The sequence below is a fragment of the Bacillus canaveralius genome (genome assembly GCF_002860125.1).
Classification (GTDB): domain Bacteria; phylum Bacillota; class Bacilli; order Bacillales; family Cytobacillaceae; genus Bacillus_BJ; species Bacillus_BJ canaveralius.
Genome location: NZ_PGVA01000024.1, coordinates 43,415 through 67,965, shown reverse-complemented (window position 1 = coordinate 67,965; position 24,551 = coordinate 43,415). Strand labels below are relative to the sequence as shown.

At 42.5% G+C, this 24,551-nt stretch carries 29 protein-coding genes and 1 riboswitch; of the genes, 20 read left to right on the top strand and 9 right to left on the bottom strand.

The window, feature by feature from the left end; all coding sequences use genetic code 11:
- Positions 1 to 27 precede the first annotated feature (27 nt).
- On the top strand, positions 28 to 945 hold the full coding sequence (gene lipA, locus CU635_RS10265) for a lipoyl synthase (RefSeq protein WP_101577273.1): 918 nt from the start codon (positions 28 to 30) through the stop codon (positions 943 to 945).
- A 229-nt stretch (positions 946 to 1,174) separates the two neighbouring features.
- Positions 1,175 to 1,495: a YutD family protein gene (locus tag CU635_RS10260; RefSeq protein WP_101577272.1), complete on the top strand. Its 321-nt coding sequence runs from the start codon at positions 1,175 to 1,177 to the stop codon at positions 1,493 to 1,495.
- Positions 1,496 to 1,676: 181 nt separating this feature from the next.
- On the opposite strand, the gene CU635_RS10255 is transcribed toward CU635_RS10260, so the two are convergent.
- Positions 1,677 to 1,943, bottom strand: coding sequence for a DUF3055 domain-containing protein (locus CU635_RS10255; protein WP_101577271.1), 267 nt, complete (start codon positions 1,941 to 1,943; stop codon positions 1,677 to 1,679).
- 163 nt (positions 1,944 to 2,106) lie between these two features.
- Between CU635_RS10255 and hepT the strand changes: the two genes are divergently transcribed.
- On the top strand, positions 2,107 to 2,544 hold the full coding sequence (hepT, locus tag CU635_RS10250) for a type VII toxin-antitoxin system HepT family RNase toxin (RefSeq protein WP_101577270.1): 438 nt from the start codon (positions 2,107 to 2,109) through the stop codon (positions 2,542 to 2,544).
- A 137-nt stretch (positions 2,545 to 2,681) separates the two neighbouring features.
- A complete protein-coding gene (locus CU635_RS10245) occupies positions 2,682 to 3,446 on the top strand; it encodes a TIGR01457 family HAD-type hydrolase (protein ID WP_101577269.1) in 765 nt (254 codons plus the stop codon).
- Between the two features lie 85 nt (positions 3,447 to 3,531).
- On the opposite strand, the gene CU635_RS10240 is transcribed toward CU635_RS10245, so the two are convergent.
- Positions 3,532 to 4,035, bottom strand: coding sequence for a phosphatidylglycerophosphatase A family protein (locus CU635_RS10240; RefSeq protein WP_101577268.1), 504 nt, complete (start codon positions 4,033 to 4,035; stop codon positions 3,532 to 3,534).
- Between the two features lie 207 nt (positions 4,036 to 4,242).
- On the opposite strand from CU635_RS10240, the gene yutH reads away from it, so the two are divergent.
- From yutH to thrB, 4 genes are all read left to right on the top strand, one after another.
- Complete coding sequence (gene yutH / locus CU635_RS10235; RefSeq protein ID WP_101577267.1) at positions 4,243 to 5,247, top strand: spore coat putative kinase YutH; 1,005 nt, start codon at positions 4,243 to 4,245, stop codon at positions 5,245 to 5,247.
- Between the two features lie 232 nt (positions 5,248 to 5,479).
- Positions 5,480 to 6,775, top strand: a complete 1,296-nt coding sequence (locus CU635_RS10230; protein ID WP_101577266.1) for a homoserine dehydrogenase — start codon at positions 5,480 to 5,482, stop codon at positions 6,773 to 6,775.
- A complete protein-coding gene (gene thrC, locus CU635_RS10225) occupies positions 6,775 to 7,836 on the top strand; it encodes a threonine synthase (RefSeq protein ID WP_101577265.1) in 1,062 nt (353 codons plus the stop codon). Before CU635_RS10230 ends, thrC begins: the two co-directional genes overlap by 1 nt.
- Positions 7,833 to 8,753 (top strand): homoserine kinase, encoded by a 921-nt coding sequence (gene thrB, locus CU635_RS10220; protein ID WP_101577264.1) that lies wholly within the window; start codon positions 7,833 to 7,835, stop codon positions 8,751 to 8,753. The genes thrC and thrB overlap by 4 nt, the downstream gene beginning before the upstream one ends.
- Positions 8,754 to 8,792: 39 nt before the next feature.
- Here thrB and CU635_RS10215 read toward each other — a convergent pair whose 3' ends face one another.
- The gene (locus tag CU635_RS10215; protein ID WP_101577263.1) at positions 8,793 to 9,029 is read right to left on the bottom strand and encodes a NifU family protein; all 237 of its coding nucleotides are present in this window, start codon (positions 9,027 to 9,029) and stop codon (positions 8,793 to 8,795) included.
- A 304-nt stretch (positions 9,030 to 9,333) separates the two neighbouring features.
- On the opposite strand from CU635_RS10215, the gene CU635_RS10210 reads away from it, so the two are divergent.
- Positions 9,334 to 9,657: a YuzD family protein gene (locus tag CU635_RS10210; protein ID WP_101577262.1), complete on the top strand. Its 324-nt coding sequence runs from the start codon at positions 9,334 to 9,336 to the stop codon at positions 9,655 to 9,657.
- Between the two features lie 27 nt (positions 9,658 to 9,684).
- Here CU635_RS10210 and CU635_RS10205 read toward each other — a convergent pair whose 3' ends face one another.
- On the bottom strand, positions 9,685 to 10,752 hold the full coding sequence (locus tag CU635_RS10205; protein ID WP_101577261.1) for an NAD(P)/FAD-dependent oxidoreductase: 1,068 nt from the start codon (positions 10,750 to 10,752) through the stop codon (positions 9,685 to 9,687).
- 355 nt (positions 10,753 to 11,107) lie between these two features.
- On the opposite strand from CU635_RS10205, the gene CU635_RS10200 reads away from it, so the two are divergent.
- On the top strand, positions 11,108 to 11,347 hold the full coding sequence (locus CU635_RS10200; RefSeq protein WP_101577260.1) for a YuzB family protein: 240 nt from the start codon (positions 11,108 to 11,110) through the stop codon (positions 11,345 to 11,347).
- 93 nt (positions 11,348 to 11,440) lie between these two features.
- On the opposite strand, the gene CU635_RS10195 is transcribed toward CU635_RS10200, so the two are convergent.
- Complete coding sequence (locus CU635_RS10195) at positions 11,441 to 12,139, bottom strand: DUF2225 domain-containing protein (protein WP_101577460.1); 699 nt, start codon at positions 12,137 to 12,139, stop codon at positions 11,441 to 11,443.
- Positions 12,140 to 12,516: 377 nt separating this feature from the next.
- On the opposite strand from CU635_RS10195, the gene CU635_RS10190 reads away from it, so the two are divergent.
- On the top strand, positions 12,517 to 12,879 hold the full coding sequence (locus CU635_RS10190) for a HesB/IscA family protein (protein ID WP_101577259.1): 363 nt from the start codon (positions 12,517 to 12,519) through the stop codon (positions 12,877 to 12,879).
- A 35-nt stretch (positions 12,880 to 12,914) separates the two neighbouring features.
- On the opposite strand, the gene CU635_RS10185 is transcribed toward CU635_RS10190, so the two are convergent.
- A complete protein-coding gene (locus tag CU635_RS10185; RefSeq protein WP_101577258.1) occupies positions 12,915 to 13,913 on the bottom strand; it encodes an NAD(P)/FAD-dependent oxidoreductase in 999 nt (332 codons plus the stop codon).
- Between the two features lie 394 nt (positions 13,914 to 14,307).
- On the opposite strand from CU635_RS10185, the gene CU635_RS10180 reads away from it, so the two are divergent.
- From CU635_RS10180 to CU635_RS10165, 5 genes are all read left to right on the top strand, one after another.
- The gene (locus CU635_RS10180) at positions 14,308 to 15,525 is read left to right on the top strand and encodes an NAD(P)/FAD-dependent oxidoreductase (protein WP_101577459.1); all 1,218 of its coding nucleotides are present in this window, start codon (positions 14,308 to 14,310) and stop codon (positions 15,523 to 15,525) included.
- A 112-nt stretch (positions 15,526 to 15,637) separates the two neighbouring features.
- Positions 15,638 to 16,126, top strand: coding sequence for an NUDIX domain-containing protein (locus CU635_RS10175; protein WP_101577257.1), 489 nt, complete (start codon positions 15,638 to 15,640; stop codon positions 16,124 to 16,126).
- Between the two features lie 155 nt (positions 16,127 to 16,281).
- Positions 16,282 to 16,407: a YuiA family protein gene (locus tag CU635_RS23295; protein ID WP_180954815.1), complete on the top strand. Its 126-nt coding sequence runs from the start codon at positions 16,282 to 16,284 to the stop codon at positions 16,405 to 16,407.
- 113 nt (positions 16,408 to 16,520) lie between these two features.
- A complete protein-coding gene (locus CU635_RS10170) occupies positions 16,521 to 16,841 on the top strand; it encodes a YuiB family protein (protein WP_101577256.1) in 321 nt (106 codons plus the stop codon).
- Between the two features lie 302 nt (positions 16,842 to 17,143).
- Positions 17,144 to 17,857 (top strand): 3D domain-containing protein, encoded by a 714-nt coding sequence (locus tag CU635_RS10165; RefSeq protein WP_245917419.1) that lies wholly within the window; start codon positions 17,144 to 17,146, stop codon positions 17,855 to 17,857.
- Positions 17,858 to 17,877: 20 nt separating this feature from the next.
- Here the strand turns inward: CU635_RS10165 and CU635_RS10160 are convergent, their stop codons facing one another.
- Complete coding sequence (locus tag CU635_RS10160) at positions 17,878 to 18,666, bottom strand: cobalamin-binding protein (protein ID WP_101577254.1); 789 nt, start codon at positions 18,664 to 18,666, stop codon at positions 17,878 to 17,880.
- An 11-nt stretch (positions 18,667 to 18,677) separates the two neighbouring features.
- Positions 18,678 to 19,145: a divergent PAP2 family protein gene (locus tag CU635_RS10155; RefSeq protein WP_373270873.1), complete on the bottom strand. Its 468-nt coding sequence runs from the start codon at positions 19,143 to 19,145 to the stop codon at positions 18,678 to 18,680.
- 493 nt (positions 19,146 to 19,638) lie between these two features.
- Here CU635_RS10155 and CU635_RS10150 point away from each other — a divergent pair, with 493 nt between their 5' ends.
- From CU635_RS10150 to CU635_RS10135, 4 genes are all read left to right on the top strand, one after another.
- On the top strand, positions 19,639 to 21,141 hold the full coding sequence (locus CU635_RS10150) for a leucyl aminopeptidase (RefSeq protein WP_101577252.1): 1,503 nt from the start codon (positions 19,639 to 19,641) through the stop codon (positions 21,139 to 21,141).
- A 187-nt stretch (positions 21,142 to 21,328) separates the two neighbouring features.
- A complete protein-coding gene (locus tag CU635_RS10145; RefSeq protein ID WP_101577251.1) occupies positions 21,329 to 21,544 on the top strand; it encodes a hypothetical protein in 216 nt (71 codons plus the stop codon).
- Positions 21,545 to 21,823: 279 nt separating this feature from the next.
- Positions 21,824 to 22,426 (top strand): DedA family protein, encoded by a 603-nt coding sequence (locus tag CU635_RS10140; protein ID WP_101577250.1) that lies wholly within the window; start codon positions 21,824 to 21,826, stop codon positions 22,424 to 22,426.
- Between the two features lie 224 nt (positions 22,427 to 22,650).
- Entirely contained in the window at positions 22,651 to 23,034 is a 384-nt protein-coding gene (locus tag CU635_RS10135; RefSeq protein ID WP_101577249.1) for a hotdog fold thioesterase, read from the top strand.
- A 96-nt stretch (positions 23,035 to 23,130) separates the two neighbouring features.
- Here the strand turns inward: CU635_RS10135 and sfnG are convergent, their stop codons facing one another.
- Positions 23,131 to 24,228 carry a dimethylsulfone monooxygenase SfnG gene (gene sfnG, locus CU635_RS10130; RefSeq protein ID WP_101577248.1) on the bottom strand — a complete coding sequence of 366 codons (1,098 nt, stop codon included), beginning with the start codon at positions 24,226 to 24,228 and terminating at the stop codon, positions 23,131 to 23,133.
- A 208-nt stretch (positions 24,229 to 24,436) separates the two neighbouring features.
- A riboswitch (SAM riboswitch) is annotated at positions 24,437 to 24,544 on the bottom strand.
- Between the last annotated feature and the right edge of the window lie 7 nt (positions 24,545 to 24,551).

Below are 24,551 nucleotides of genomic sequence, written 5' to 3'. Positions count from 1 at the left end.
ATGCTTTAAGTGATTGGAGTGGGACAATTGAGTAAGAAAGAAGAACATTTACGTAAGCCTGAATGGCTGAAAATAAAGCTGAATACAAATGAGAATTATACCGGACTTAAAAAAATGATGCGGGAAAAAAGCCTACATACTGTTTGTGAAGAAGCGAAGTGTCCAAATATCCATGAGTGCTGGGCAGTAAGAAGAACGGCCACATTTATGATCCTCGGGGATACTTGTACGCGCGCCTGCCGGTTTTGTGCAGTCAAAACCGGTTTGCCGACAGAGCTTGATTGGAAAGAGCCGGAGCGGGTTGCTGATTCCGTCAGTTTAATGAATTTAAAGCATGTCGTTGTAACGGCAGTTGCCCGTGATGATTTAAAGGATGGCGGATCTGCCGTTTTTGCGGAAACCGTTCGAGCGATCAGAAGAAAAAGCCCGTTTACGAGCGTCGAAGTTCTTCCTTCAGATATGGGGGGCGTTCTTGAAAACTTAGCGACGTTAATGGATGCACGCCCTGATATCTTAAATCATAACATCGAGACTGTACGGCGCCTGACACCAAGAGTACGGGCAAGGGCTACTTACGAGCGCTCACTTGAATTCCTGCGGCGTGCAAAAGAATTGCAGCCCGACATTCCAACAAAGTCAAGCTTGATGATCGGACTTGGTGAAACGAAAGAAGAAATTGTTGAAGTAATGGATGACCTGCGGGCCAATCATGTCGATATCATGACGATTGGGCAATATTTGCAGCCCACCAAAAAACATTTAAAGGTTCAAAAGTATTACCATCCTGACGAGTTCCAGGAATTAAAGGAAATAGCGATGAGCAAGGGCTTTAGCCATTGTGAAGCAGGTCCATTAGTGCGCTCTTCCTATCATGCAGATGAGCAAGTGAATGCCGCTGCGAAACAAAAGCAGCTCTTCGGGGAAACGACTGCCCAGCAAGCATAACGAAAAGAGTTCAGCATTTGCTGAACTCTTATTTACATCGAACAACGTGTTCATTTTGCATATAATCTTACAATTTGTCGGTTTATCTTAGTAATGGTTGTGCAAGCCGAGATTTCCTCTTATGCTTATCCGGGGTTATAATGGCCTGCGAGTTCGTTTTTTCGCTTAGTAATTGTCGATCAATCAGTTATAATCAAATTAAGGACATGGAAGATAAAGAGGTGAAAAAATGATTTGCATTAATAATGTTTGTTATGAAGTCGTTGAAGAACAACGGGATGGTTTTAATGAAGAAGCATTTCGTGCCAGATATAGTGAAATATTAGCAAGGTACGACTATATTGTGGGGGACTGGGGGTACGGCCAGCTTCGGCTCAAAGGTTTCTTTGACGACCAGAACCAAAAAGCCTCATTCGATACAAAAATCAGCACTTTAACGGAATACCTGTACGAATATTGTAATTTCGGCTGCCCTTATTTTGTTGTTAAAAAGATGAAAAACCAAAAACTAGCTGAAGCACAATCAGATAACTCTGTCTTAGACGGTTAGCTATATGTAATTTTTACAATATAATAAGCTGAACCGAAAAACGAATGAAGTAGTCTAAAAAAACAGAAGTATGCCGCAGGAAACGAATAATGCTATCTTAATTTTATATAACCGTTCGTTTTTCAATTATATGCATGCAAACAAGAAAACAGCCGGGCTATAAAGCGTGGCTGTTTCATCGTTATAAAAGTTCAAATAAAAAAGAACGAAGTTCGGCCGCGTCTTCCTCTGAGAGCTGAAAGGCATGCTCCAAATATCCCTCTTCATCCAGATCGTCCTGGCCAATGATGGCAAACCGGCTTCCCTGCATATCAAGGACAAGCGACTTTCCGTAATGGCGGTCAGTTTGCGTGATTGCTAAATCAAAACGTGTATTTTCTCCCATAAAGCTGACGAACCTCGTTTTTGTTTCCTCTGTATCATCGTATAAAAAAAATCGCTCTGCCATCTATTATTCCTCCGAATTCGCTATTGTTTTTTACTCAATCCCTTTTTCTATATAATAGCAGGCAAAAATATCTATTTCTACATGTTATGATACAATATGGATAAACAAAATCGACATTTAAGAAAGAATAGTTCATTTTACAGCAGGACAAGGAGGAGAAAAAGTGTATTTTGTGGACAGGGAAAAGATCGACGAAATACTGCGATATTTGGAAAGACAAATTCGCCTTTTTGAAGAAAAAGACAAATGGGAAGACCCGCTTGAGCAGGCAGCGTTAGAGAGGTTAACCCATACAATGATCGAAGCTTTTTTAGATGTAGGCAATGCGATGATCGATGGATTTATAATGCGTGATCCGGGAAGTTATGAGGACATAATCGATATTCTGGCAGATGAAAAGGTGATCACTGCCGAAATGAGCAGCATCTATAAAAACATCCTGACATATAGGAAGATGCTCATTCAAACCTATACGGAAATTGATCATGATGCTCTGAAATCCACTTTCCAAACACATATAAAGGTTTTAAAACAGTTTGCTCCGTCAGTACGGGCTTATTTGCTGAATGAACTTGGGCCGGTATCAGCATTTAAAAACTGACAGCGTTCATTTCGGGACCACTGATTGGTCCTTTTGTTTTTGAAAAAAGCATCAAAATGAGATAGTGAAGTATTGCACAATTTTATATTTTTTAATAATATGAAAGATCGGGTATCATATAGTTGGGAGTGACAGACTTGAAAAAATATAAAGGCTACTTAATTGATTTAGACGGCACGATGTACAAAGGGACAGAGTTGATTGAAGAAGCTGCAGTTTTTGTTAAAAAGCTGCGCGATAACGGTATCCCTTATTTGTTTGTAACAAATAATTCATCACGAACTCCAGCCCAGGTCGCTGAAAAACTGACGGCCTTTGGCATTCCTGCCGAGGAAAATTTAGTGTTTACAACAAGCATGGCAACCGCGAATTATATTTATGAACAGAATAGCAACGCATCTGTTTATTTTATCGGTGAAGACGGACTACGCACCGCGCTTGAAGAAAAAGGATTTGCTCTGGCAGGGGAGGATGCAGAATATGTGGTCGTTGGCCTTGATCGCTCAGTCAACTATGAAAAACTTGCGATCGGTTGCTTAGCAGTCCGGAACGGGGCCACGTTTATTTCAACGAATGGTGATATTGCTTTGCCGACTGAGAGAGGGTTCCTGCCCGGCAATGGTTCAATTACGTCCGTAATTACGGTTTCAACACAAACGAGGCCGATTTTTATCGGCAAACCGGAATCGATTATTATGGAGCAGGCCTTAAAGGTAATTGGAACCAGGATGGAGGAGACATTGATGGTCGGGGACAATTATGACACCGACATTCTCGCAGGAATAAATGCCGGAATGGATACACTGCTTGTCCATACGGGTGTAACGACAAAGGAATTACTGAAAAACTATCAGCAGCAGCCCACTCACGTAGTGGATTCTCTCGATCAATGGGAAATATAAAACTAAGAAACCCTGCCTCAATTTTAGTGGCAGGGTTTCTCTATCGAAAAAAACCCGACCATCAGCAACACGGGGAGACGGGGATTTATTCAGTGTTCGCTGCGCTATGGGCGAGTCGGCTTGAAGCAGCAGCAGCTATCGCTCCAACAATATCATCCAGGAAAGTATTGCATTTTCCCGTTGATTTATCGTTTAGATGCTTTAAAATCCCTGGTTTTAGTTTATCGATGTATCCATAATTCGTAAAACCGATTGAACCGTAAACGTTAATGATTGATAATGCCAATATTTCATCGATACCATAAAGGCTCTCATCTGTTTGGATAATGCGTAGCAGGGGGTCATCGAGCAGTCTTTTTTCAGCCAGTACATCCAATTGGATGCCGGTCAGAATCGCATTTTGCACCTCCCGTTTCGAAAGAACCCTCTCGACATTCTCAATGCAGTCATTTATATCAAGGTTTGAATGGTACTGTTCCTGGAGGAAAAATACAAGGTCTGCAATGTCCTTGATTTCTACCCCTCGTTCATGAAGCCATTTGCGGGCTGTTGTTTCGCTCACATCGGTTACTTTTTTTTCTTCTTCCATTTTCTCACCTTTTCCTGTGATTTTTCTCTATATATATTGTTTATCTATAATATGCGTTTTTGAACTAGGGTCTCCTCCTGAGTACAGATTCTGCAAGTGCCTTTTTTCATCATCTCCTTAAAAGATATCCTTATTCGGCATACTCAACAAGTTTTACAGATATCAGGCATATATTGAAAAGAAAATCACCAAAAAGGGGGAAACGAATTGCTTCAGCGAATTATCGAGCAGCAGTATGGGATTAGCGCGGACGAGGAGCTGCAAGTTGGCGATTATAAAGCTGTTAAAAAAAATAACGAGCTGTATTTTATAGTGCCTTCCAGCCTTTCACAGGAGGAATTGGCAGAGCTTGACCAAATAGCCCGGCATTTAATCAGCGCTGGAGACCGATATGTTTCTGCGTTGGTCAAAACAAAAACCGGGCAGTTCGTTTATGAATCGGGAGGGACGGCGCACTGCCTGCTTTTTTACCGGCAACGTGAAACGGACAGGCAAATCAACATTGGCCGAAAGCTGGCTAAGTTCCATGTTCGTGGACGATCATTACCGTTTTCAGTTGAGAAGATCAGCAGGATCGGGCAATGGAAGCAGCTGTGGGAAACACGTCTGGAGCAGATGGAAACCGTGTGGAATGGTAAGTTGATTCACCAGCCTGATCATGAATTCGATAAATTGTTTTTGGATTCCTTCCCTTATTATATGGGTTTGACAGAAAATGCGATCCAGTATTTAGTTGATACCGAAATAGACGAACAACCGACTGGTGCTGATGGCGGCACAGTCTGCCATGAAAGATTCTCGGAAACAACATGGCGGAAACCATTGATCAAAAATCCCTTGGACTGGACATTTGACCATCCAAGCCGGGACCTTGCCGAATGGACAAGGAATCACTATTTTCATCATACGCAAACGTACCAGCCGGGGTTGAAGCAATTTTTACAAAATTATCAAACGATCTCCCGCCTTTCACCTTTTGCCTGGCGACTTTTATACGCAAGGATTTTATTCCCTCTTCACTACTTTGATTGTGTGGAAAACTATTATACATCATCCTCAGAACAACAGAAGCATTTGCTGGAGGATCGTTTCAATAAGTATTTATCGCAATCGGGTGAATACGAACGCTTCCTCGGTGATTTCTATCAGCTTGCAGAAGTTCCAGTCCGCAGGCTGAGTATTCCTGAGCCGGAATGGCTGAAAATTCATTGATGCAACACTTCTCGACAATGCTTAAAATCATTTAAAGTCCGATGGGTTTAGCATTGTGAAATTAACTCAAAAGAATAAAAATATTTTTTTCATTGATATACGTGCATGTAAAGCGATTACACACAAAAAACAACAACAATTGGCTATTGTAAAAAGACAACAACCAAATTATAATGTCTTTTATATATAAACATTTGTACGCATAAAAAAGACATTCCCGGGGAGGCAAAGCATGAAAGCAATTTCGATAGGTTTATTGGGATTGGGAACAGTAGGATCAGGTGTCGTAAAAATCATTGAAAACCATCAGGATAAGCTGATGCACCAGATTGGCTGCCCTGTGCAGGTGAAAAAAGTTCTCGTCCAAAACATACATAAAGAGAGAGAGGTAGCGGTGAATCAATCTTTGTTGACCACAAGTGCAGAGGAGATTATCGATGATCCGGATATTGACATTATTATCGAGGTAATGGGCGGTTTAGAGGGCACTAAGGAACTGCTCTTAAAGGCACTTAAACAGAAAAAGCATGTTGTTACCGCCAACAAGGATTTGATGGCGGTCCATGGTTCAGAGCTGCTTACAACGGCATCCTTAAATAGTTGTGATTTATTTTATGAGGCAAGTGTTGCCGGAGGGATTCCTATCTTGAGAAGCCTTGTCGACGGCCTGGCTTCTGACCGGATTACAAAGATGATGGGTATTGTCAATGGAACAACAAACTATATTCTTACAAAAATGAGTAAACAGGGCAGTGCTTATGACGATGTACTTGCGGAAGCACAAAGGCTCGGATATGCAGAATCAGATCCAACAGCAGACGTTGACGGGCTTGACGCAGCCAGAAAAATGGCGATTCTTTCTACTCTCGGTTTCTCCATGAAAATCGATTTGGATGATGTAAAAGTAAAAGGAATCCGTTCTGTATCAGAGGATGACCTGCAATACGGAAAACAGCTCGGCTACACGATGAAATTAATCGGCATAGCCCAGCGGGAAGGCGAAAAAGTTGAAGTCAGTGTCCAGCCGACCCTGCTGGCCGATGCCCATCCGCTTGCAGCCGTTAATGACGAGTATAATGCTGTGTATGTGTACGGTGAAGCAGTCGGGGAAACAATGTTTTACGGACCGGGGGCGGGAAGCCTGCCGACAGCAACCGCTATTGTTTCAGACCTGGTCGGCGTAATGAAAAACATGCGTCTTGGCGTGAACGGCAAGAGTGCTATTTCACCGCAGTATGAAAAAAAATTGAAGCAACCCGAAGAAATCTACTCCAAATACTTTTTACGGATTCATGTCAAGGATGAAGTCGGGGTATTTGCCAATATTACGTCGGTATTTGCTGAACATGGGGTCAGCTTTGAAAAGATCCTCCAGCTTCCTTTGAAGGAAGCAGAAGAAGCTGAAATCGTACTCGTTACACATCGTTCGTCCCTGGAGGACTTCGAACAAATTTTAAACAAATTAAGAGATTTAAGTGCCATAAATGAAATTAAAAGCTCATACAGAGTAGAAGGAGGAGGCCGTTAATGCGATGGCCGGGACTATTAGAAGCTTACCGAGAATATTTACCTATTGGTCAAGAGACACCGTTATTATCACTACATGAAGGAAATACACCTCTTGTCAGGCTGGAGCAGCTTTCAATCGAATGGGGAGTGGATCTGTACGTAAAAACAGAGGGAGCCAACCCGACCGGATCCTTTAAGGACAGAGGAATGGTGATGGCCGTTGCAAAAGCAAAGGAACAAGGTAGTGACACGGTTATTTGTGCTTCTACAGGTAACACATCTGCTTCTGCTGCGGCATACGCGGCGCGGGCCGGCTTGCGTTGCATTGTTGTTATTCCTGAAGGAAAGATAGCAATGGGCAAGCTCGCCCAGGCCGTTATGTACGGAGCCGAAATCATATCAATAGAGGGGAATTTTGATCAAGCTTTACAGATGGTACGAAAGATTAGCGAGACTGAGCCAGTTACTCTCGTAAACTCCGTTAATCCATATCGGCTCGAAGGGCAAAAAACAGGTGCTTTTGAGGTTTGCGACCAGCTTGGCGGGGCACCGGACATATTAGCGATTCCGGTCGGAAACGCCGGGAATATAAGTGCCTACTGGAAGGGCTTTAAAGAATACAATGAGATAAAAGGGTATGCTCTCCCGCGGATGCACGGATTTGAAGCGGAAGGAGCTGCGGCAATTGTCCATAATCGCGTCTTTGAGGAGCCGGAAACGATTGCGACGGCAATCCGAATTGGCAATCCGGCAAGCTGGAGCTTAGCAGTTAACGCAGTCCAGGAATCAAACGGAAAAATAGATGAGGTTAGCGATGCGGAAATTCTTGCTGCTTATCAGCTTCTTGCTTCCCGTGAAGGCATTTTTGCCGAACCGGCCTCATGCGCATCACTTGCCGGTATTTTCAAGCAACTGCAAAACAGTGAAATTGAACGGGGCACAAGAATTGTTGCGATCTTAACAGGGAACGGCCTGAAGGACCCGACTGCGGCTATTGAGGTTAGCCCTGTAAAGCCGATTGTTCTTCCAAATAGCTACGAGGTGGTTGCTCGGCATATTAAGGGTGTGGTCCAGATATGAGGGAAGATGCAAAGCTGGTCATCAAAGTTCCGGCCAGCACCGCAAATCTTGGCCCTGGCTTTGATTCAATCGGACTGGCCTTAAATCTGTATTTAACAGTTGAGGTGTTCCCGGGAAGCGAATGGAAGGTTGCTTATTTAACCGATGAACTGCATGACTTTCCTGAAGATGAGACGAATTTAATTTGCTCTACGGCCATTAAGACAGCGGCTATGTTTGGTAAAGAAATGCCAGGCTGCCACCTCCGTGTAAATAGTGAAATTCCCCTTGCCAGAGGCTTGGGCTCCAGTGCCGCAGCAATTGTCGCCGGAATCGAACTAGCTGATTCAGTCTGTCAATTAGGATTGTCAAAGCAGGGGAAATTTGAGCTGGCGTCCCAATTCGAAGGACATCCGGATAATGCCGGAGCCTCTCTATTCGGGGGTCTTGTGATTGGCTGCCTGAATGGCGAAGAGGCAAACGCCGCAGTTTTCAGTGACATTTGTTTTGACATCGTCGCCGTCGTGCCAAAGGAGGAGCTGTTAACAGAAGCATCACGGCAGGTATTGCCGGAATTGCTGGATTACAAGGAAGCCGTTACGGCTGGAGCAGTTTCAAATGTGCTTATTGCGGCATTGTTAGCTGAGAATTGGCAGCTCGCCGGAAAAATGATGGCAGCTGATCGATATCATCAACCGTACCGCCGTAAATTAGTTCCCCATTTAAGCCGCATCGAAGCGGTAGCAGCCGAAAGCGGAGCATTTGGCACAGCGCTAAGTGGAGCAGGCCCCGCTGTGATGTGCTTCATCGAGAAGGGAAAAGGGGACGAGCTCGCATCAAGACTGAAAAAACATATTCCCGACATGGATATTTTGAGTCTGGAAATGGACCGAAACGGGAGCAATGTTGAAAAAGAAAATTATCAGATTTCTAAATAAAAAACGATTTCACCAGGTGGTGAAATCGTTTTTATGTGCTTAAAATACTTGTTCTACCTCAAGAACTCCTGGAACTTCTTCTAAAAGGGCCCGTTCGATTCCTGCTTTTAAAGTAATGGTTGAGCTTGGGCAGCTTCCGCAAGCACCCAGCAGGCGAAGCTTAACGATGCCATCTTCAACATCAACCAATTCGCAGTCTCCTCCGTCGCGAAGAAGAAACGGACGCAATTTATCTAATACTTCCTGGACTTCAGCTTTAACATCTAGATCAGCCATGAAATCGACTCCTTTCTTTAATATTTATTATAATCACTACTCTGCCAAAAATCTATTCCTTGAACCAGAAAACCACAATTAAACAATATTTTCATAGGTTTTTCATTGATTGATAAATTGTATAAAGCTTCTTTAATTGAAAAACGAACCAGTTATTTACAGAGTTAACATATTATTATTCATTGCCACGGCTACTTTTGTTTATTTAGACAACTTCGTTCGTGTTTTCGGTGTGGCTTTTTAAATTGTGAAATTTACTCGATTATATTGTAAAATAAAAAAAAGACCAAACAGGGGTGCAGACATGGCGAATAAACAAGTCGAGATTATCGTATACGGCGCAGAGCAACTTTGTCCCAGCTGTGTTAACCTTCCATCTTCAAAGGAGACTTTTGAATGGCTTGAAGCCGCAGTCGTCAGGAAATTTCCCGATCAGCCATTTAAAATAAGTTACGTTGATATATATAATCCTCCAGCTGAAGAAGGAAAAGCCTCGTTTGCTCGGCAGGTTATAGAAGAAGATATGTTCTATCCTGTCGTGTTAATCGAAGGCGAAGTCGTTGGAGAAGGAAACCCAAGGTTGAAAACAATTTTTGCTGAAATGGAAAAGCACGGGTATGGAGCGTAGAAAAAACCTTGCCACAGCAAGGTTTTTTTACCCATTATGGTATTTATACATCCATAGTATCCCCGATTTTAACAGCCGTGCAACACGGCCGGTTATCGCCCGATCGGCAACAAGGCCAAAACCGTGCTTTTTGCCAAGCGATCCGAGCACTCCCTTTAATTTAATTGCTGGGAAGCTTTCTGGAGGCGCTTCACCGTTCCAGCGCTTCTGCAGCACCTGGACGATCTGCTCTGCTTGCCCTTCGGCTAATTGAGCGCTTGGTGCGTGTGATAGTGCCGCACAATCGCCGACAACATAGATGTGTTCATTGCCTGGTATATTGTGCTGGGGTGTCAGCACAACTCTGCCCTGATTATCTTTTTCAACGTTTAAATCACGAATTACCTTACTTGGCTGTATTCCAGCCGTCCAGACAATCACATCGCAGTGAACCGGCTCGTCGTGATTGTATAATAGCTTTTCTTCGACGCGGGTAATGTTCGCATTATTAACGATTTCGACGCCGTGGTTGTCAAACCAGTTTTCTACATAAGTACTCAACCGTTCCGGAAACGCTGATAAAATATGGTTGCCCCTGTCAAACAGCTGAATGTTCAAGTCCCGGCGGCTTTCGCTTAATTCGCTGGCAAGTTCGACTCCACTAAGTCCTGCTCCGACAATCGCAACTGTCGAGCCCGGGGAAAGATTATTCAAAGCCTGATAGGTATTTCTCGATTTATCGATCGATTGAATGCTGAATGTGTGAACATCAGCACCAGGAATATTATGGTATTTATCTTCGCAACCAAGACCAATAATTAGATCATCGAAGCTGATCGGATCCTGGCCTGTTAACAATACTTGTTTTTCCCCGACGTTTATTCCTGAAACTTCCCCGTATTTGACGTTCAGCCGAGGATGTTCAGGAAACGCAACCCGGATATGTTGATCTGAGATTGTTCCAGCAGCCAGTGCATAATATTCCGTTTTTAAACAATGATAAGGGACGCGATCAATCAGAGTGATCGTAATGTCCTCTGGCAGTTGATTCGGTAAAAGGCGGTGAAGAATTCTCATTCCGCCATAGCCTCCACCAAGAATGACTAAATTTTTCATTCGAATTTCCCCTTTATCTGACTCTGTAAGCGGTTTAAAAATACCCTCCAAATCCCTGTTAGCGGATAATAACTTTACGTACTTTAAAAAAACATCCTGATATAATGCATTCTTATGTTTAGCCCGGTCTACTCCACTGATCACACAATAAAAAAGATTGAAAATTATTTTTCTGAAAAAGTTAAATATATATAAATTATTTTTGTCACTGTTAACACCATAAAAAGTATAACGAAGTTGTCACAAAATCACAACAGATAATGGCAAAATAACTTGACAAAAGGACTGAGGCAGTGCTATTTGACGAGCCTGGACAAAACAGGTACGATAAATTACTAGTAGAGAGGTGAGAAAGTTGATTAAGCCGATCATAGAATTCTGCATCAGCAACCTGGCAAGCGGTGCACAGGCGGCACTAGAGCAGCTTGAGAGAGATTCTAATCTCGACGTTATTGAATATGGCTGCCTTGGCTATTGCGGAAAATGTGCGCAATCATTATATGCACTCGTTAATGGTGAAGTTGTTACCGGAGATACCCCAGCTGAGCTGGTTGAAAACATATATCAATACTTGGAAGAAAATCCAATGTTTTAAGATAGAAAAAAACCAGCCCCAATTCCGTGCGGCTGGTTTTTCACTGGTGAATTGCCATCAAAATGAATTCTCCATCAATAAATTCTAAACTGTTCAAATTCCTTTGGCCTGCTTTCGGGAATCCCTGATCTCATGCCAGCGTTCCCGGGCCATTTCGATTATCGTTGGTTCCGTCGTTCCGCTTTGTTTTTCAATTACTTTTGAGAAATACTTGACTGCCTGGTCTTGATCTCCAATTCTTCTGGACAAGTCTCCGATCAAATAAAGCAATCTGGTTTCGGAAACCTGCGTACCTTGAAAATCGTCGGCTGAAAAGGATTCTTTATATTCGTGGATCGCAAGTTTCATAAAGCGCTGTTCCTGTATGCTGTTATTCAAGGTGCGGTACAGCCAGGCTAGCCGCATGTAAATTCCAGCAATAATGATATGCTTTTCTTTCTTAAGCGTGGCGCAATACGATCCGAGTTTATATGTATTAATCGAAGTGTCGATGCTGCGTTCAGCTCCGAAGTCATGCGGTACCCATTGGTTCGATACTTTCTCGGTTATTGTCTCTTTCGCCCCTGATGGAAAAAAAAGAGAAAAGTCGTCTGAAAAAGAAAAGCCGCAATGCGGACAGACATTTATGTAGTAAAGCAGTGGATTGTTTTCAACAGATTCATAGACCGGCTTAAAATCACTTTCATATTCTTTAACTTTTATAAAGCGGGATCGGATCTTTTTGGTGGTAAATGACTTTTTACACATCATACATTGGCAGCTTTTATCATACAGTGGAGTTAATTCAGTCAAAGCAATCACCATCCAGATTTCTTATTTTAAAATATGAGTCAATTTCACAATTTAACAAGCTAAACGGAAAAACGAACAAATTTGTCTAGATATACAGGAGTATGCCGTAGGAAACGAATAATACTATTTTAACATTAAGTAACTGTTCGTTTTTCACTTAAAGAATTGCTTTATGAAATTCATTCGTATATTTAAAATTATACCGTATACGCGGGTAAAAAGGACTGCTTTTCACTCATTTGTAACCGAAATTTACAGAAGTGATGCTCATTCAGTTGAGTGTTCGGCCCCAACTGTATATACTATTTATAGATAAAGTTTTATTCAAGAAATTCATGTCCATGTATACCGGACAACTTGAAAGGAGAATCGTTAGCATGAATCAAGTAGTGACTATTACAGAAGCAGCGGCATTTCAAATAAAAGATATGATGAAGCAAAATGAGGAAGAAGGCTCTTTCTTAAGAATAGCGGTCAAGGGTGGAGGATGCAGCGGACTTTCATACGGGATGGGCTTTGAGCAAGAAAAAGGTGACGATGATTTTCTTGATGAGCAGCACAGTATCCCTGTTTTGGTCAAAAAAGAAGATGCAGCCATCCTAAATGGAACAAAAATTGACTTCAAACAATCCATGATGGGCGGCGGCTTCACCATCGACAACCCGAACGCAATCGCCTCCTGCGGCTGCGGATCATCATTCCGGACTGCGGTAAATGCCGGTACACCGGAAGAGTGTTAACATAAAAAGGCACCGATCAGGTGCCTTTTACATTTTTATTTTTCAAATAAAGATGTGCTGTGCAGCGGTTGTACCCTTGCTTTTGGATCAAGGAATGCTTTCGCGTTATTTACAGCTGTTGGTGCTTCCCCGAATCCGCACGCGATTAATTTAACTTTGCCATCATATGTGCAAATGTCTCCCGCAGCATAAATTCCCGGGACATTCGTTTCCATTTTTGAATTGACAACAATCGAATTTTTCTCTATTTCCAATCCCCATTCCTTAATTGGCCCTAAAGAAGACACGAATCCGAAGTTCACGATTACGGCATCCACATCAATTGCCTCTTTGCTGTCACCGTTCCCATCCTGCAGAACGATTTGTTTAATCTCGCTATCATCCCCAATTAACTCAACCGGGATGTACGGTGTTTTCACTTGGACCCTTGAGTTATGAAGATTTTCCACGCTGTGCTCATGAGCCCGGAACTTATCCCGTCTATGGATGATCATCACTTCTTCCGCAATTGGTTCAAGCATGAGCGCCCAGTCGACTGCGGAGTCCCCGCCACCGCAAACGGCAACTTTTTGGCCGGCAAACTGGTTTAAATCATCAATAAAGTAATGAAGATTCTTTCCTTCGTATTCAGCAGCATTTTCCAGTTCGATTCGGCGTGGCTGGAAAGCACCGTTCCCTGCTGTGATAATAATCGTTTTCGAATAATGAATTTCTTTATTTGTCGTTAATTTAAAAATATCATCTTCTTGTTTTTCTAATTTCTCTACTGATTGTTCGACTACCACTTCCGGCTCAAATTTAGCCATTTGTTCTTTCAGGTTATTGACTAATTCCTGGGCGCGAACCTTTGGGAAACCCGCCACATCGTATATGTATTTTTCCGGATAAAGAGCTGAAAGCTGACCGCCCAACTGAGGCAGGCTCTCGATAATTTTTACTGAGGCTTGTCTCATACCTCCATAAAAAGCCGTAAAGAGTCCGACAGGCCCTCCACCAATGATCGTAATATCATAAACCTTTTGATCTTTTTTCACACCAAATCCCCCCATCTGATAGTAACAAATCCATTCCCTATCATACCATAAACGAAGGAAATCCTCACTCAAAAGCCGGGAATTCCGATTTGAAAAAAATGACTTTCGGTATTCAGGTAATGCCTATATAAGAAAATTGAGCAATGTTTTTAAGTCAATTATAAATTTTCTTAATTCGATTTAATAGCTTGAAAAGTAGAGTAAAAAAGAATAATATGTAATATAGACAATATGTTAATATTTTATGACAATTTCAGCACATTTTTTTGACTTAGTTCGTGAATTACATCACAAACTTTTTCTTGAAACTTAAAATAATTCATTATAAAGCAGCGGAAGATAAGAAAAAGTGTTTGCAGATGAAAAATATATAGATAAAGGTGAAGTGATATACTTGAGAAAGCCAAAAATAGTAATTCTTGGAGCGGGCTACGGTGGTTTAATGACTGCTGTTCGGCTGCAAAAGCTTGTCGGTGTAAATGAAGCTGACATCGTTTTAATCAACAAAAACGATTACCACTATGAAACAACTTGGCTGCATGAAGCGTCTGCAGGAACTTTACATCATGACCGTGTCCGCTATGACATTAAAAATGTCATTGACACGAACAAGATCGAGTTCATTCAGGATGCGGCCGTTGAGATTCAGATGGAAGAAAAAAAGGTCATCCTCGAAAATGGGGAAGTGGCATACGATTATCTTGTTGTTGCATTGGGGGCAGAGCCTGAAACATTTGGTATAAAAGGTTTGAAGGAATACGCCTTTTCAATCGTCAATGTCGATTCTGCGAGACAAATTCGTAATCATATTGAATACCAATTTGCGACATACAATACAGATGCAGATAAAAAGCCTGAGCGCCTTTCTATCGTCGTGGGTGGAGCAGGGTTTACGGGAATCGAATTTCTAGGGGAACTGTCAAACCGCGTCCCTGAATTATGCAAGGAATATGATGTTGATTTCCATGATGTCAGAATGATTTGTGTAGAAGCAGCACCAATGGTTCTGCCTGGCTTTGATCCGGAGCTTGTCGAATATGCCGTTTCCCAATTGGAGAAGAAAGGCGTTGAATTCAGGATCGGAACAGCGATCAAAGAATGTACTCCTGAAGGGATTATTGTGGCAAAAGGTGAAAATGAAGTGGAAGAAATTAAAGCGGCAACTGTTGTTTGGGCCGCCGGAGTACGCGGTAATTCAATTATCGAAAAGTCAGGGATCGAAGCAATGCGCGGGCGTGTAAAAGTAGACCCGGATTTAAGAGTACCAGGCTCCGACAACGTGTTCATAATTGGCGACTGCTCATTGATCATCAATGAAGAAATCAACCGTCCATATCCGCCAACAGCCCAGATTGCGATGCAGCAGGGCGAACTATGCGCCAGAAATCTTGCCGCACTTATTCGCGATAAAGGCGAACTTGAAACTTTTACGCCTGATATAAAAGGAACCGTTTGTTCCCTTGGTGAAGACGATGCGATTGGAGTTGCCTTCGGAAAGAAAATGGTAGGCGGAAAAGCTTCCTTCATGAAAAAAATGATCGACAATCGTGCCCTTTACATGATTGGCGGACCATCTCTCGTCTTTAAAAAAGGGAAATTCAATATTCTATAACAAGGCAGGCAGACAAAGATCTGCCTGCTTTTACTTACCCTTTTCGCCCGACGGCACCGAAAGTGGGGCCTTTTGATAAAATAGAATTATTAAACAAACAGGGGTGCAGGGGATGAGTGTGAACAAAAGAGGAAATGTTTGGTTAGGGGTGTCCGGCCTGGTTATAAATGAAGCCTTCGAGTGGCTTGTTGTCAAAAAAAGCTACGGGGGATTGAAAGGAATGTGGTCACTGCCGGCCGGTTTTGTTGCGCCTGGAGAAACAGCTGATGCCGCGGCAGTTCGCGAGGTTTTCGAGGAAACCGGAATCAATTGTGCGATTCAAGGTTTAATCGGCTTAAGAACGGGTGTCATTAGCGATGAAATCAGTGATAATATGTTGGTATTTTCGCTTAAGCCGAAAGAGGATCAAATTATTAAAGTACAGGAAAGCGAAATTTTGGAGGCTCGCTTTATAGACCCAGATGAATTGCTTGCTGAAAAATCGGCTTCAGTGCTTCTCCATCATTTGGCCAACCTTAAAGATGCTGCCGTAAAAGCGCCAATCAACGGCATAAATCCGGGCGATCACTTTAATTACACAGCATATAAATTATTTTTATAATATTCAGAAATATTGAGTAAACAAATGAAATCAGGAGAAAAAGAGTTATGTATGCGTTTACACATGCGTTTTTTCGTTGATTTTGCTCCTTTGCTTTTAAAATAAATTTTGATATATTATCAGAACATTCAGTGATATATAAGGAGATGGTTCAGATGACAGCAAAGAAGCTGGATTCAAAAGATTGTCCATACTGCGCAGGAAAAGGGTATTTTCAGCTTTTGCTAGGTGGCTCTGAAACATGCTCCTGCTGCGGCGGTTCGGGGAAAAGCAAAAAATAACAATAATTAATGAATAAACTTCGCAAAATGCGGAGTTTTTTTCTGTTATTTAAATTGACGGGTTTACTTCCTTTCAGTACACTTAAAATTGATGTGTTAAGGGAGGAAATGGAATGCTAACGATTGTTACATTAATCATATCAATGCTTTTGTTTTTTGTGTTGTTTTTTGGCATTGGTTTTTTATTAAATATGCTACTGCGCATGTCTTGGATAATGGCAATTGTGTATCCTCTGATCGCGATCATTATTGTCGACGATGTTCGTTTTATCGAATATTTCACTAGCAGCAAAACAGCATTAACTGATTTGGGTGTAAAATTTTCAAGATTGGCCTTGTCTGATGTGCTGATTTTAAGCAGCGGCCTGGCTGGAGCGATTCTGGCCGGAATCGTCATTAAACTGCTTCGTAAAAAGGGCTATCAAATGTTTTAGAATCTTCTCATTTTGAGAGGGTTCTTTTTTTATGCTTAAATCAACCCGGTAGATAAGAAGGGCAAATTGCGCCAACAAAAAACGACAAAATTCCGCATTTATATTAACAAACATTATTATCCCGGGCAATCCGGCTCATCATGCCTTTCCCTTATCCAGCACAAAGCTTCCATAATACATAACTTGCTAGTAAATTGCAAAACTTTTAGCTTATAGCCTTATTTTCCTGTGTTTTTTCTCCTTTTAGGAATATTTCTCTGATATATGGGAAATGAATAGTCTTGGGAGGAGTGAAAATTTTGATGAAACCAAAAGTTTGGATTAAGCGTTCAGTAATGACTATTTTATGTTTGGCAGCTATATCGACAACATTCCAAGCTATTTCAGGTGTTGAAGCGAAGACGTTTGTTGCGATGGCACAAAGGGGACATGAAGGGCAAAATGAGATTGAAGACAGAAACTATTTTGATCATAATATAAAAACTATCGGGCTTGCATTTAAGTTTATTCAAAAAGTAGCACAGGTTGAACCGAAAATCTCGTCAACCAATGCTGTAGCTGGAACTTTGCCATCATTAGAGGACCAGTTTAATTTGAATCAGTATCCGACAGAGACTGTTGTGGCCACAGGTTACACAGCCGGCTATGAGTCTACCGGAAAAGGTTCTGACCACCCTGCTTACGGCATTACATACTCCGGGGTGAAGGTGAAAAGGGATCTCTATTCGACAGTAGCAGCAGATTTAAATGTATTTCCGATCGGAACCATTTTGTTCATTCCTGGTTATGGCTTTGGTGTGGTAGCAGATAAAGGCGGAGCCATTAAAGGCAATAAACTCGATCTTTATTACGAAACCGTCGACGATGTTTTCACGAATTGGGGCAAGAAAACAATTGATGTTTTCGTTGTTGAGCGTGGAGATGGGAAACTCACGGAAGAGGATTTAACAGCATTGAACGAAGCCGAACCGATGCAAGTATTCAGGCAGCAGTATATAAGCACGGACAAAGAATAGAATAAAAACAGGCAGTTATTTTACACGCTGCCTGTTTTTTGTTTGCCATGAATTAATTGGAAGAGTTTTTCGGCTCCTTCAAGCAGCCGGGGGGATGGGCGGCAAAAAAGTTCTTCCTCAAGAACAAAGATCCGATTGTGTTCTATGGCTTTAAGCTTGGACCATCCAGGCCGCTTTTTTACGATATCGGGATTTACTTTTCCCCGCCTTACACCAACCCAGGCAAGGCAAATATAATCCGGGTTCCGATCAAGTACATCGTTCCAATCTGTCTGGACGCTTGCAAGCTCAACATCGTGAAAGACATTATAAGCACCGACAGCTTGGCTAATTTCGGTCAGCCAGTTTATTTTCCCCGGCGTAAATACGGGCTTGGGCCACCATTCCCAATAAAGCGACGGCCGCTGTTGAACTGTTGAGGCCGCCTCGTTCAATTTCGCAAGCCTTAGTGCAAAATTGGCGGCGGCTCTTCTCCCGTGTGCCGGCACATTTAAAGCTTCAGCGGTTTTCAGGAGGTCTTCCTGAATATCGGAAAGGCTTTGCGGATTTAAAACGATATGCGGGATGCTCCTTTTTTCGAGCTCCGCCACATTTTTTTCCATCCCTGGTACGCTCAATGACGCCAGTACAAGATCCGGCTTCAATTGTTCAACCTTGTCAAGATCAATTGACAAATCAGGTCCGAGCCTCGGGAGGTGATGTACACAATCCGGCCAGTCGGAAAAATCATCAACCCCGACCAGAGCTTCGGTCAGTTCCAGATAAGCAATGATTTCTGTATTACTTGGACATAATGACACGATTCGCATGATACGGCCTCCTATACGTTAAAGAGAAAATAGAGAAGCAAAGTCAGGAGCACTCCAGTTAATCCACCAAAAAAGACTTCAATCGGCTTATGCCCGAGCAACTCCTTAAGCTCTTTCCGCTTTTCCTGCTCCGGCTTTTGCTGCCATACCTTTGCCTCCACGACGAACTTGGCAAAATCAGCAACAAGCTGGTTAAGCACAATTGCCTGCTCGCCAGCCTGGCGGCGCACACCGGTTGCATCGAACATCGTAATGATCGCAAAAACAGCTGCCACAGCAAACACGGCGGAGTCTAAACCCGTCTCAAGCGCCACACCTGTTGATAGAGCAGTAACGGCTGCGGAATGGGAGCTTGGCATTCCCCCCGTGCTCGTCAGCAAGGACCAGTCAAGCCTTCTGGTTGCGATGAATTGAATCGGGACTTTCACAAACTGAGCGAAAAAAATCGCTGCCAACGCCGCCCAGAAAGGAAAATTCATAAAAAAATCCAATTAAAAAACCACCTTTTTAGTTAATACCTCTATATCTTATATACGATAAAAGAAAAGTTAGTGAATTGTTCCTTTAGGAAAAATCGTAATATATCCAAAACCAGCTATATTATGTAATAACCTCTATGAAAAATTGAAAACATTTAAAATGGTTTGCTACTTTTGTTAAGGATAAAAATTGACTGAGATTAATGTGCAAAATGAGAATATACGCCGTTCATCACAGGGAGTGAAGTTGCCCGTGTATCTTCATCTTGAGTATTATGAGTTTTTGATAAAGTGGACTTGATCTAGAAAAGAATCAATCAGTTTATGGAACAATGCCATATTATTATACCAAAAGATATCGATCGTGTTCCTTTTTCACGAACAGACGGTTTACTGAGTTGCAAAGTTGTATTTAATTTTGAAAGATGATTAGACACTCGAAATATTTGTTTTTTTTCGTTATAATAAATCCAATACTTTGGGGGTGGTTGGAATGTTTCAAATAAAAAAAGACTTTAGTTTTGCAAATGAGCATGAATGCTTAGTGGTTGGCATTTTTGATAAACCGGCCAAGCTTGAAGGAATCATCGCAGGTGTCGATGACGAATTTGCAGCCCAGCTGAATGAACTTATAAAACACGGCGATATTGCAGCAAAGAAAAAAGCAATCTCTATCATACATACATTTGGAAAAATTGCTGCAAAACGGATTGTTTTTGTCGGGCTCGGTAAACAAAAAGATTTTTCATTCGAACTGCTCCGTGAAGCCTTTGGTGCAACATTTAAGGCTATCGAATCAGCCAAGTACCAGGAAGCCGCTGTATATTTGGATTCTTTTACGAATGAGGACGTCGACTCACAGGACGCCGCCCATGCTTTAAGTGAAGCTTTCGCCTTGACGACATACCGTTTTGAAGGCTATAAGCAAAAGTCGAATGAACCGGAAAAGAAAATCGAAATCATCTCCGTCTACTGTGAACTGGCGGATGAAGAGGACATTCGCGCTTCATTATCAGTTGGCGCAGCCTATGGTCACGGAACAAACTCCGCCCGTACGCTAGTAAACCTTCCCGGCAATATGCTTACTGCGACAGATATGGCAAACTACGCGAAGGAGCTTGCCGCCAAATATGATTTTGAAGCCGAGGTACTGGGCAAAGAAGAAATGCAGAAGCTTGGGATGGGAGCATTATTAGCCGTAAACCAGGGATCTTCCGAACCACCCAAAATGATTGTCCTCAAATACCAGGGAAAAGAAGAGTGGAAGGACGTTATTGGCCTTGTGGGGAAAGGAATAACGTTTGATACCGGTGGTTATTCGCTTAAACCGAAGGATGGAATTGTTGGGATGAAAATGGATATGGGAGGCGCGGCAGCTGTCCTTGGCGCCATGGAGGTCATCGGCGAGCTGAAACCGGAGCAAAACGTCGTTGCTGTCATTGCTTCGACAGATAATATGATCAGTGGATCAGCAATGAAACCTGATGATGTAATTACCTCGATGAGCGGAAAAACAATTGAAGTCCTGAATACCGATGCGGAAGGCAGGCTCGTCCTTGCAGATGCAGTTACGTATGCAAAGCATCACGGTGCTGATTATTTAGTTGATATTGCCACATTAACAGGTGGAGTGATCGTTGCACTTGGAACAGAGACAACCGGGGCGTTGACGAATAATGAGCAGCTTTTTGAGCAAGTGCTTGAAGCGTCATTGGAAGCTGGAGAACGGATTTGGCGCCTGCCATTATTTGAAGATGATAAAGAACGGGTTAGAAGCAGCAAAATTGCCGATTTAAACAATTCTCCTGGCCGTGAAGGCCATGCGATTATGGGCGGAGCGTTTGTTGGTGAGTTCGCAGAAGACACACCTTGGGTACACCTTGACATTGCCGGTACAGCAACGACAAAAAAAGAAAGCAACCTCGGTCCTGCCGGTGCGACAGGAGTTATGGTGCGGACACTTGCCCTGCTTGTTGAACGTTTTGAGACAAAATAGAGTAAATGAAACTTCGGAACCTCAGTTTCCGGGGTTTTTTTATGCGGATGAAAGAATGGGATCTTTCGGAAGAACCTCGTCAACAATGTAAGGAACCCTTGCAAATACTGGATTCGCCCACTCAAAGTAGGGGCATTTTGCATATGAAGTAGTGTAAGCAAGTTTTATAGGAGAAGGAGGTACCCAAATGTATGATTATAGACGACCTTATGGATATGGAAGAAGAAGGTTCTTTTTTGGCGGGCCATTTGTCGGTGGGCTAATAGGCGGGCTTGTCGGCAGCGCTTTATTGTATCCACGTCCGTACTACCCACCATATCCTTATTATCCTCCATATCCTCCATACGGCTATGGCTACGGTGGCTATGGTGGATACGGCGGCTACGGCGGCTATCCGTACTAGTTCAAGCAAAACAGCTCTTTGGAGGAGATGTTTAAGATATTTAGAGCTGCAGGCTCCGATTTATAATTCGTGAGATGGATGCTTTACGTGAATTATCTGTAAGACCGCTGGTGTTCAGTCATTAGCGGTCTTTTAATTCTCTGGAAACCTGCTCGTTTACGCAAGCTACGTGATTATTAAAAAAGGAAAACATAAAAAAACATCGAAATTAATAATACAATATAAAATAGCTCGAGAGTACGCATGCCCTAAATGGAATTGCGAGGGGAGGGAATGCGAGTGGATCTGGAGTTTATACTTAATATTATTGAGGAGGGCGGTTATTGGGCGCTTTTCCTGTGGCTGTGGTTAGGTATTTTTGGAATGCCGATCCCAAATGAGTTAATTGTAATGACCGTAGGCCTTGCAACATCACAAGGTGTTTTAAATCCAATCTTGACCTTTCTCGTTGTGTACTTTGGAATTTTGACGGCATTAACAACGATCTATGCGCTTGGCCATTTTCTTGGAAGGCCGCTGCTCCGCATGTTCGCAAAAAAGAACAAGTTCTCCAAGTCGATAGACAAATCATTGTATTTAATCGAAAAATATCATGCATTCTCTCTTTCGTTCAGCTATTTTCTGCCCGGTGTCAGAAACTTCGTCCCCTTTTTGTATGGCTCCAGCCGGCTGCCTTATAAATCTTTTGCATTATTTGCGTATTCAGGTGCTTTCGTTTGGCTGTTGATTATGTTCACGTTAGGATACATATTTGGCGAGGAGATCGACACAATTATGCAATACGGGAAAGAGCTGTTATTGATCTTGGGGGTGTGTGCAGCCATTTTTCTATCGGTTAAAGTGGTTCGAAAAAAGCGAAGGGAAAAGATGCAGGCAAGTTAGTCAACGATAAAGAGGGTGAAGTTGATGACATATAAGAAAAGTTGACGATAAAGCGGCTGAAGTTAATGATATATTAGAAAAGTTGACGATAAAGCGGCTGAAATGACGATATATTTGAAAGTTAAAAAGCGGGCAATTTCAAACTTCTATAACCATGACTATACACGACAATTACATCCAGGCCCGTTATAATAACGATGTTATCATATTAAGGGGGAATCGGTTTGAACATTGAAAAGACGTTTATCAGCACACTCGGGATTGAGATCACTGAACTCGAAAAGGGGAAGGTAACTGCGACAATGCCGGTTAATGAAAGAACGAGGCAGCCTTTTGGCCTTCTGCATGGAGGAGCTTCTGTAGCCCTTGCGGAGACCGTTGCAAGTATAGGTGCGTATGAGCTGGTCGACAAAGAAACAGAAGCTGTTGCAGGACTGGAAATTAACGCCAATCATGTCCGCGGCAAAACGGATGGAGTTGTTACAGCAAGAGCCACAGTACTGCATCAGGGAAAAACGACGATGGTATGGGATATTAAAATTGTTGATGAACAGGAAAAGCTGATCTGTGTTTCAAGATGCACAATGGCGGTGCTAAAAAGAAAATAACATCATAAATTTTTAAGAAGAAGGGAGCAATCAAGCTTCCTTCTTCCAGTCACTCAACCAGAATGGCTTTTTAAAGGTTTAGCTACATGAATAGTCTTATGAAAATGAAGCTGCAGTTCCCTCTTTTTCTAATAATTGCTCTTTTTTCTTAACAAGAGGAATGACTTCTTCGCCAAAGCGCTGCAAATCTTCTTCGTAGTGGAAATGCCCGGTTAAAATGAGATCGATGCCAATTTTCTTTAACTCAATGATCCGATCAGCCACCTGTTCAGCTGTCCCAATCAAGCCGGTTTTAAATCCATCATTGTATTGAACAAGATCGTCGAACGTGGAATTCGCCCACATTCCCTGTTTATCTCTCGTTGATTGCCCAGCCTCTTTAACCGCTTCTTTAAAGCCGTTAACTGCTTCAACATCTGCACTGGCGACGATATCCCGTAATAGTTGCACTGCCTCTTCCTTTGTATCCCTGACGATAGCGAAGCCGTTTACCGCAAACTTTAAGTTGCGCCCTTCTTTTTCAGCAAGTGCTTTTACTTCATGTATTTGGGTCTTAAAGCCTTCCAGTGTATTCCCATTCATAAAGTAAAAGTCGGAAACACGGGCAGCCATTTGCTTGGCAGCCAAAGAATTGCCGCCCTGGAATATTGGCAGTTCTGCCCCCTGCACCGGCTTTGGTTTAAGCGGGGCTTCATTTATGCGGTAAAAGTCTCCTTTAAAAGTGGTTGTTTCTTCTGTCCACATCGATCTTAACACTTGAATAAACTCCTCCGCTCTCCGGTATCGTTCATCATGTTCCAGCCAAGGTTCGCCATACCCGATGAATTCCTGCTTGAACCATCCGCTGACAATATTGACTGCGGCGCGTCCATTGCTTATTTGATCTAGAGTAGCCAGCATTTTCGCATACACACCAGGATGCCATAACCCCGGATGGACAGCAGAAATCAATTTTAACTTATCCGTGACTGATGCGAGTGCAGAAGCAAGTGTGATTGCCTCCAGCTGGTTTTCTGCTCCATAGCTTGCAAAAAAGCGGGTTTGCAGCAAAGCGTAGTCATAACCCGATTGTTCTGCAATTTGCGCATATTTTTTATTTGACTCGAAATTCCACCCTGTTCTTTGAGGCAGTTTGGATACAACAAGCCCACCGCTGACATTTGGTACCCAGTAAGCAAATTGAAAATTTCCCATAAAGCATCGTCTCCTTTTTAAAGCGGACTACACCTTGTTTTTATAGTTTAAAGGTAAACATGGAGCGGCCACACTTTCCGTAATTGAAATGAACACTATTTTCCTCATGGACCATTTTGCAGTATCTCTTTATCTAGTCATTGAAAAATAAAAACCCCCTTACTCGAAAAGAGAGAAGGGGGTGGATGAATATATTCAACGTTCCGCCTTCTCATCTTCGGAAATAATGGTATTTCCTCTGAATTTGGCACCGGGCAAATAAATGCTGGTTGCCGAGGTTTCGCAGGGTCAGTCCCTCCACCTCTCTTGATAAGAAGAATAGC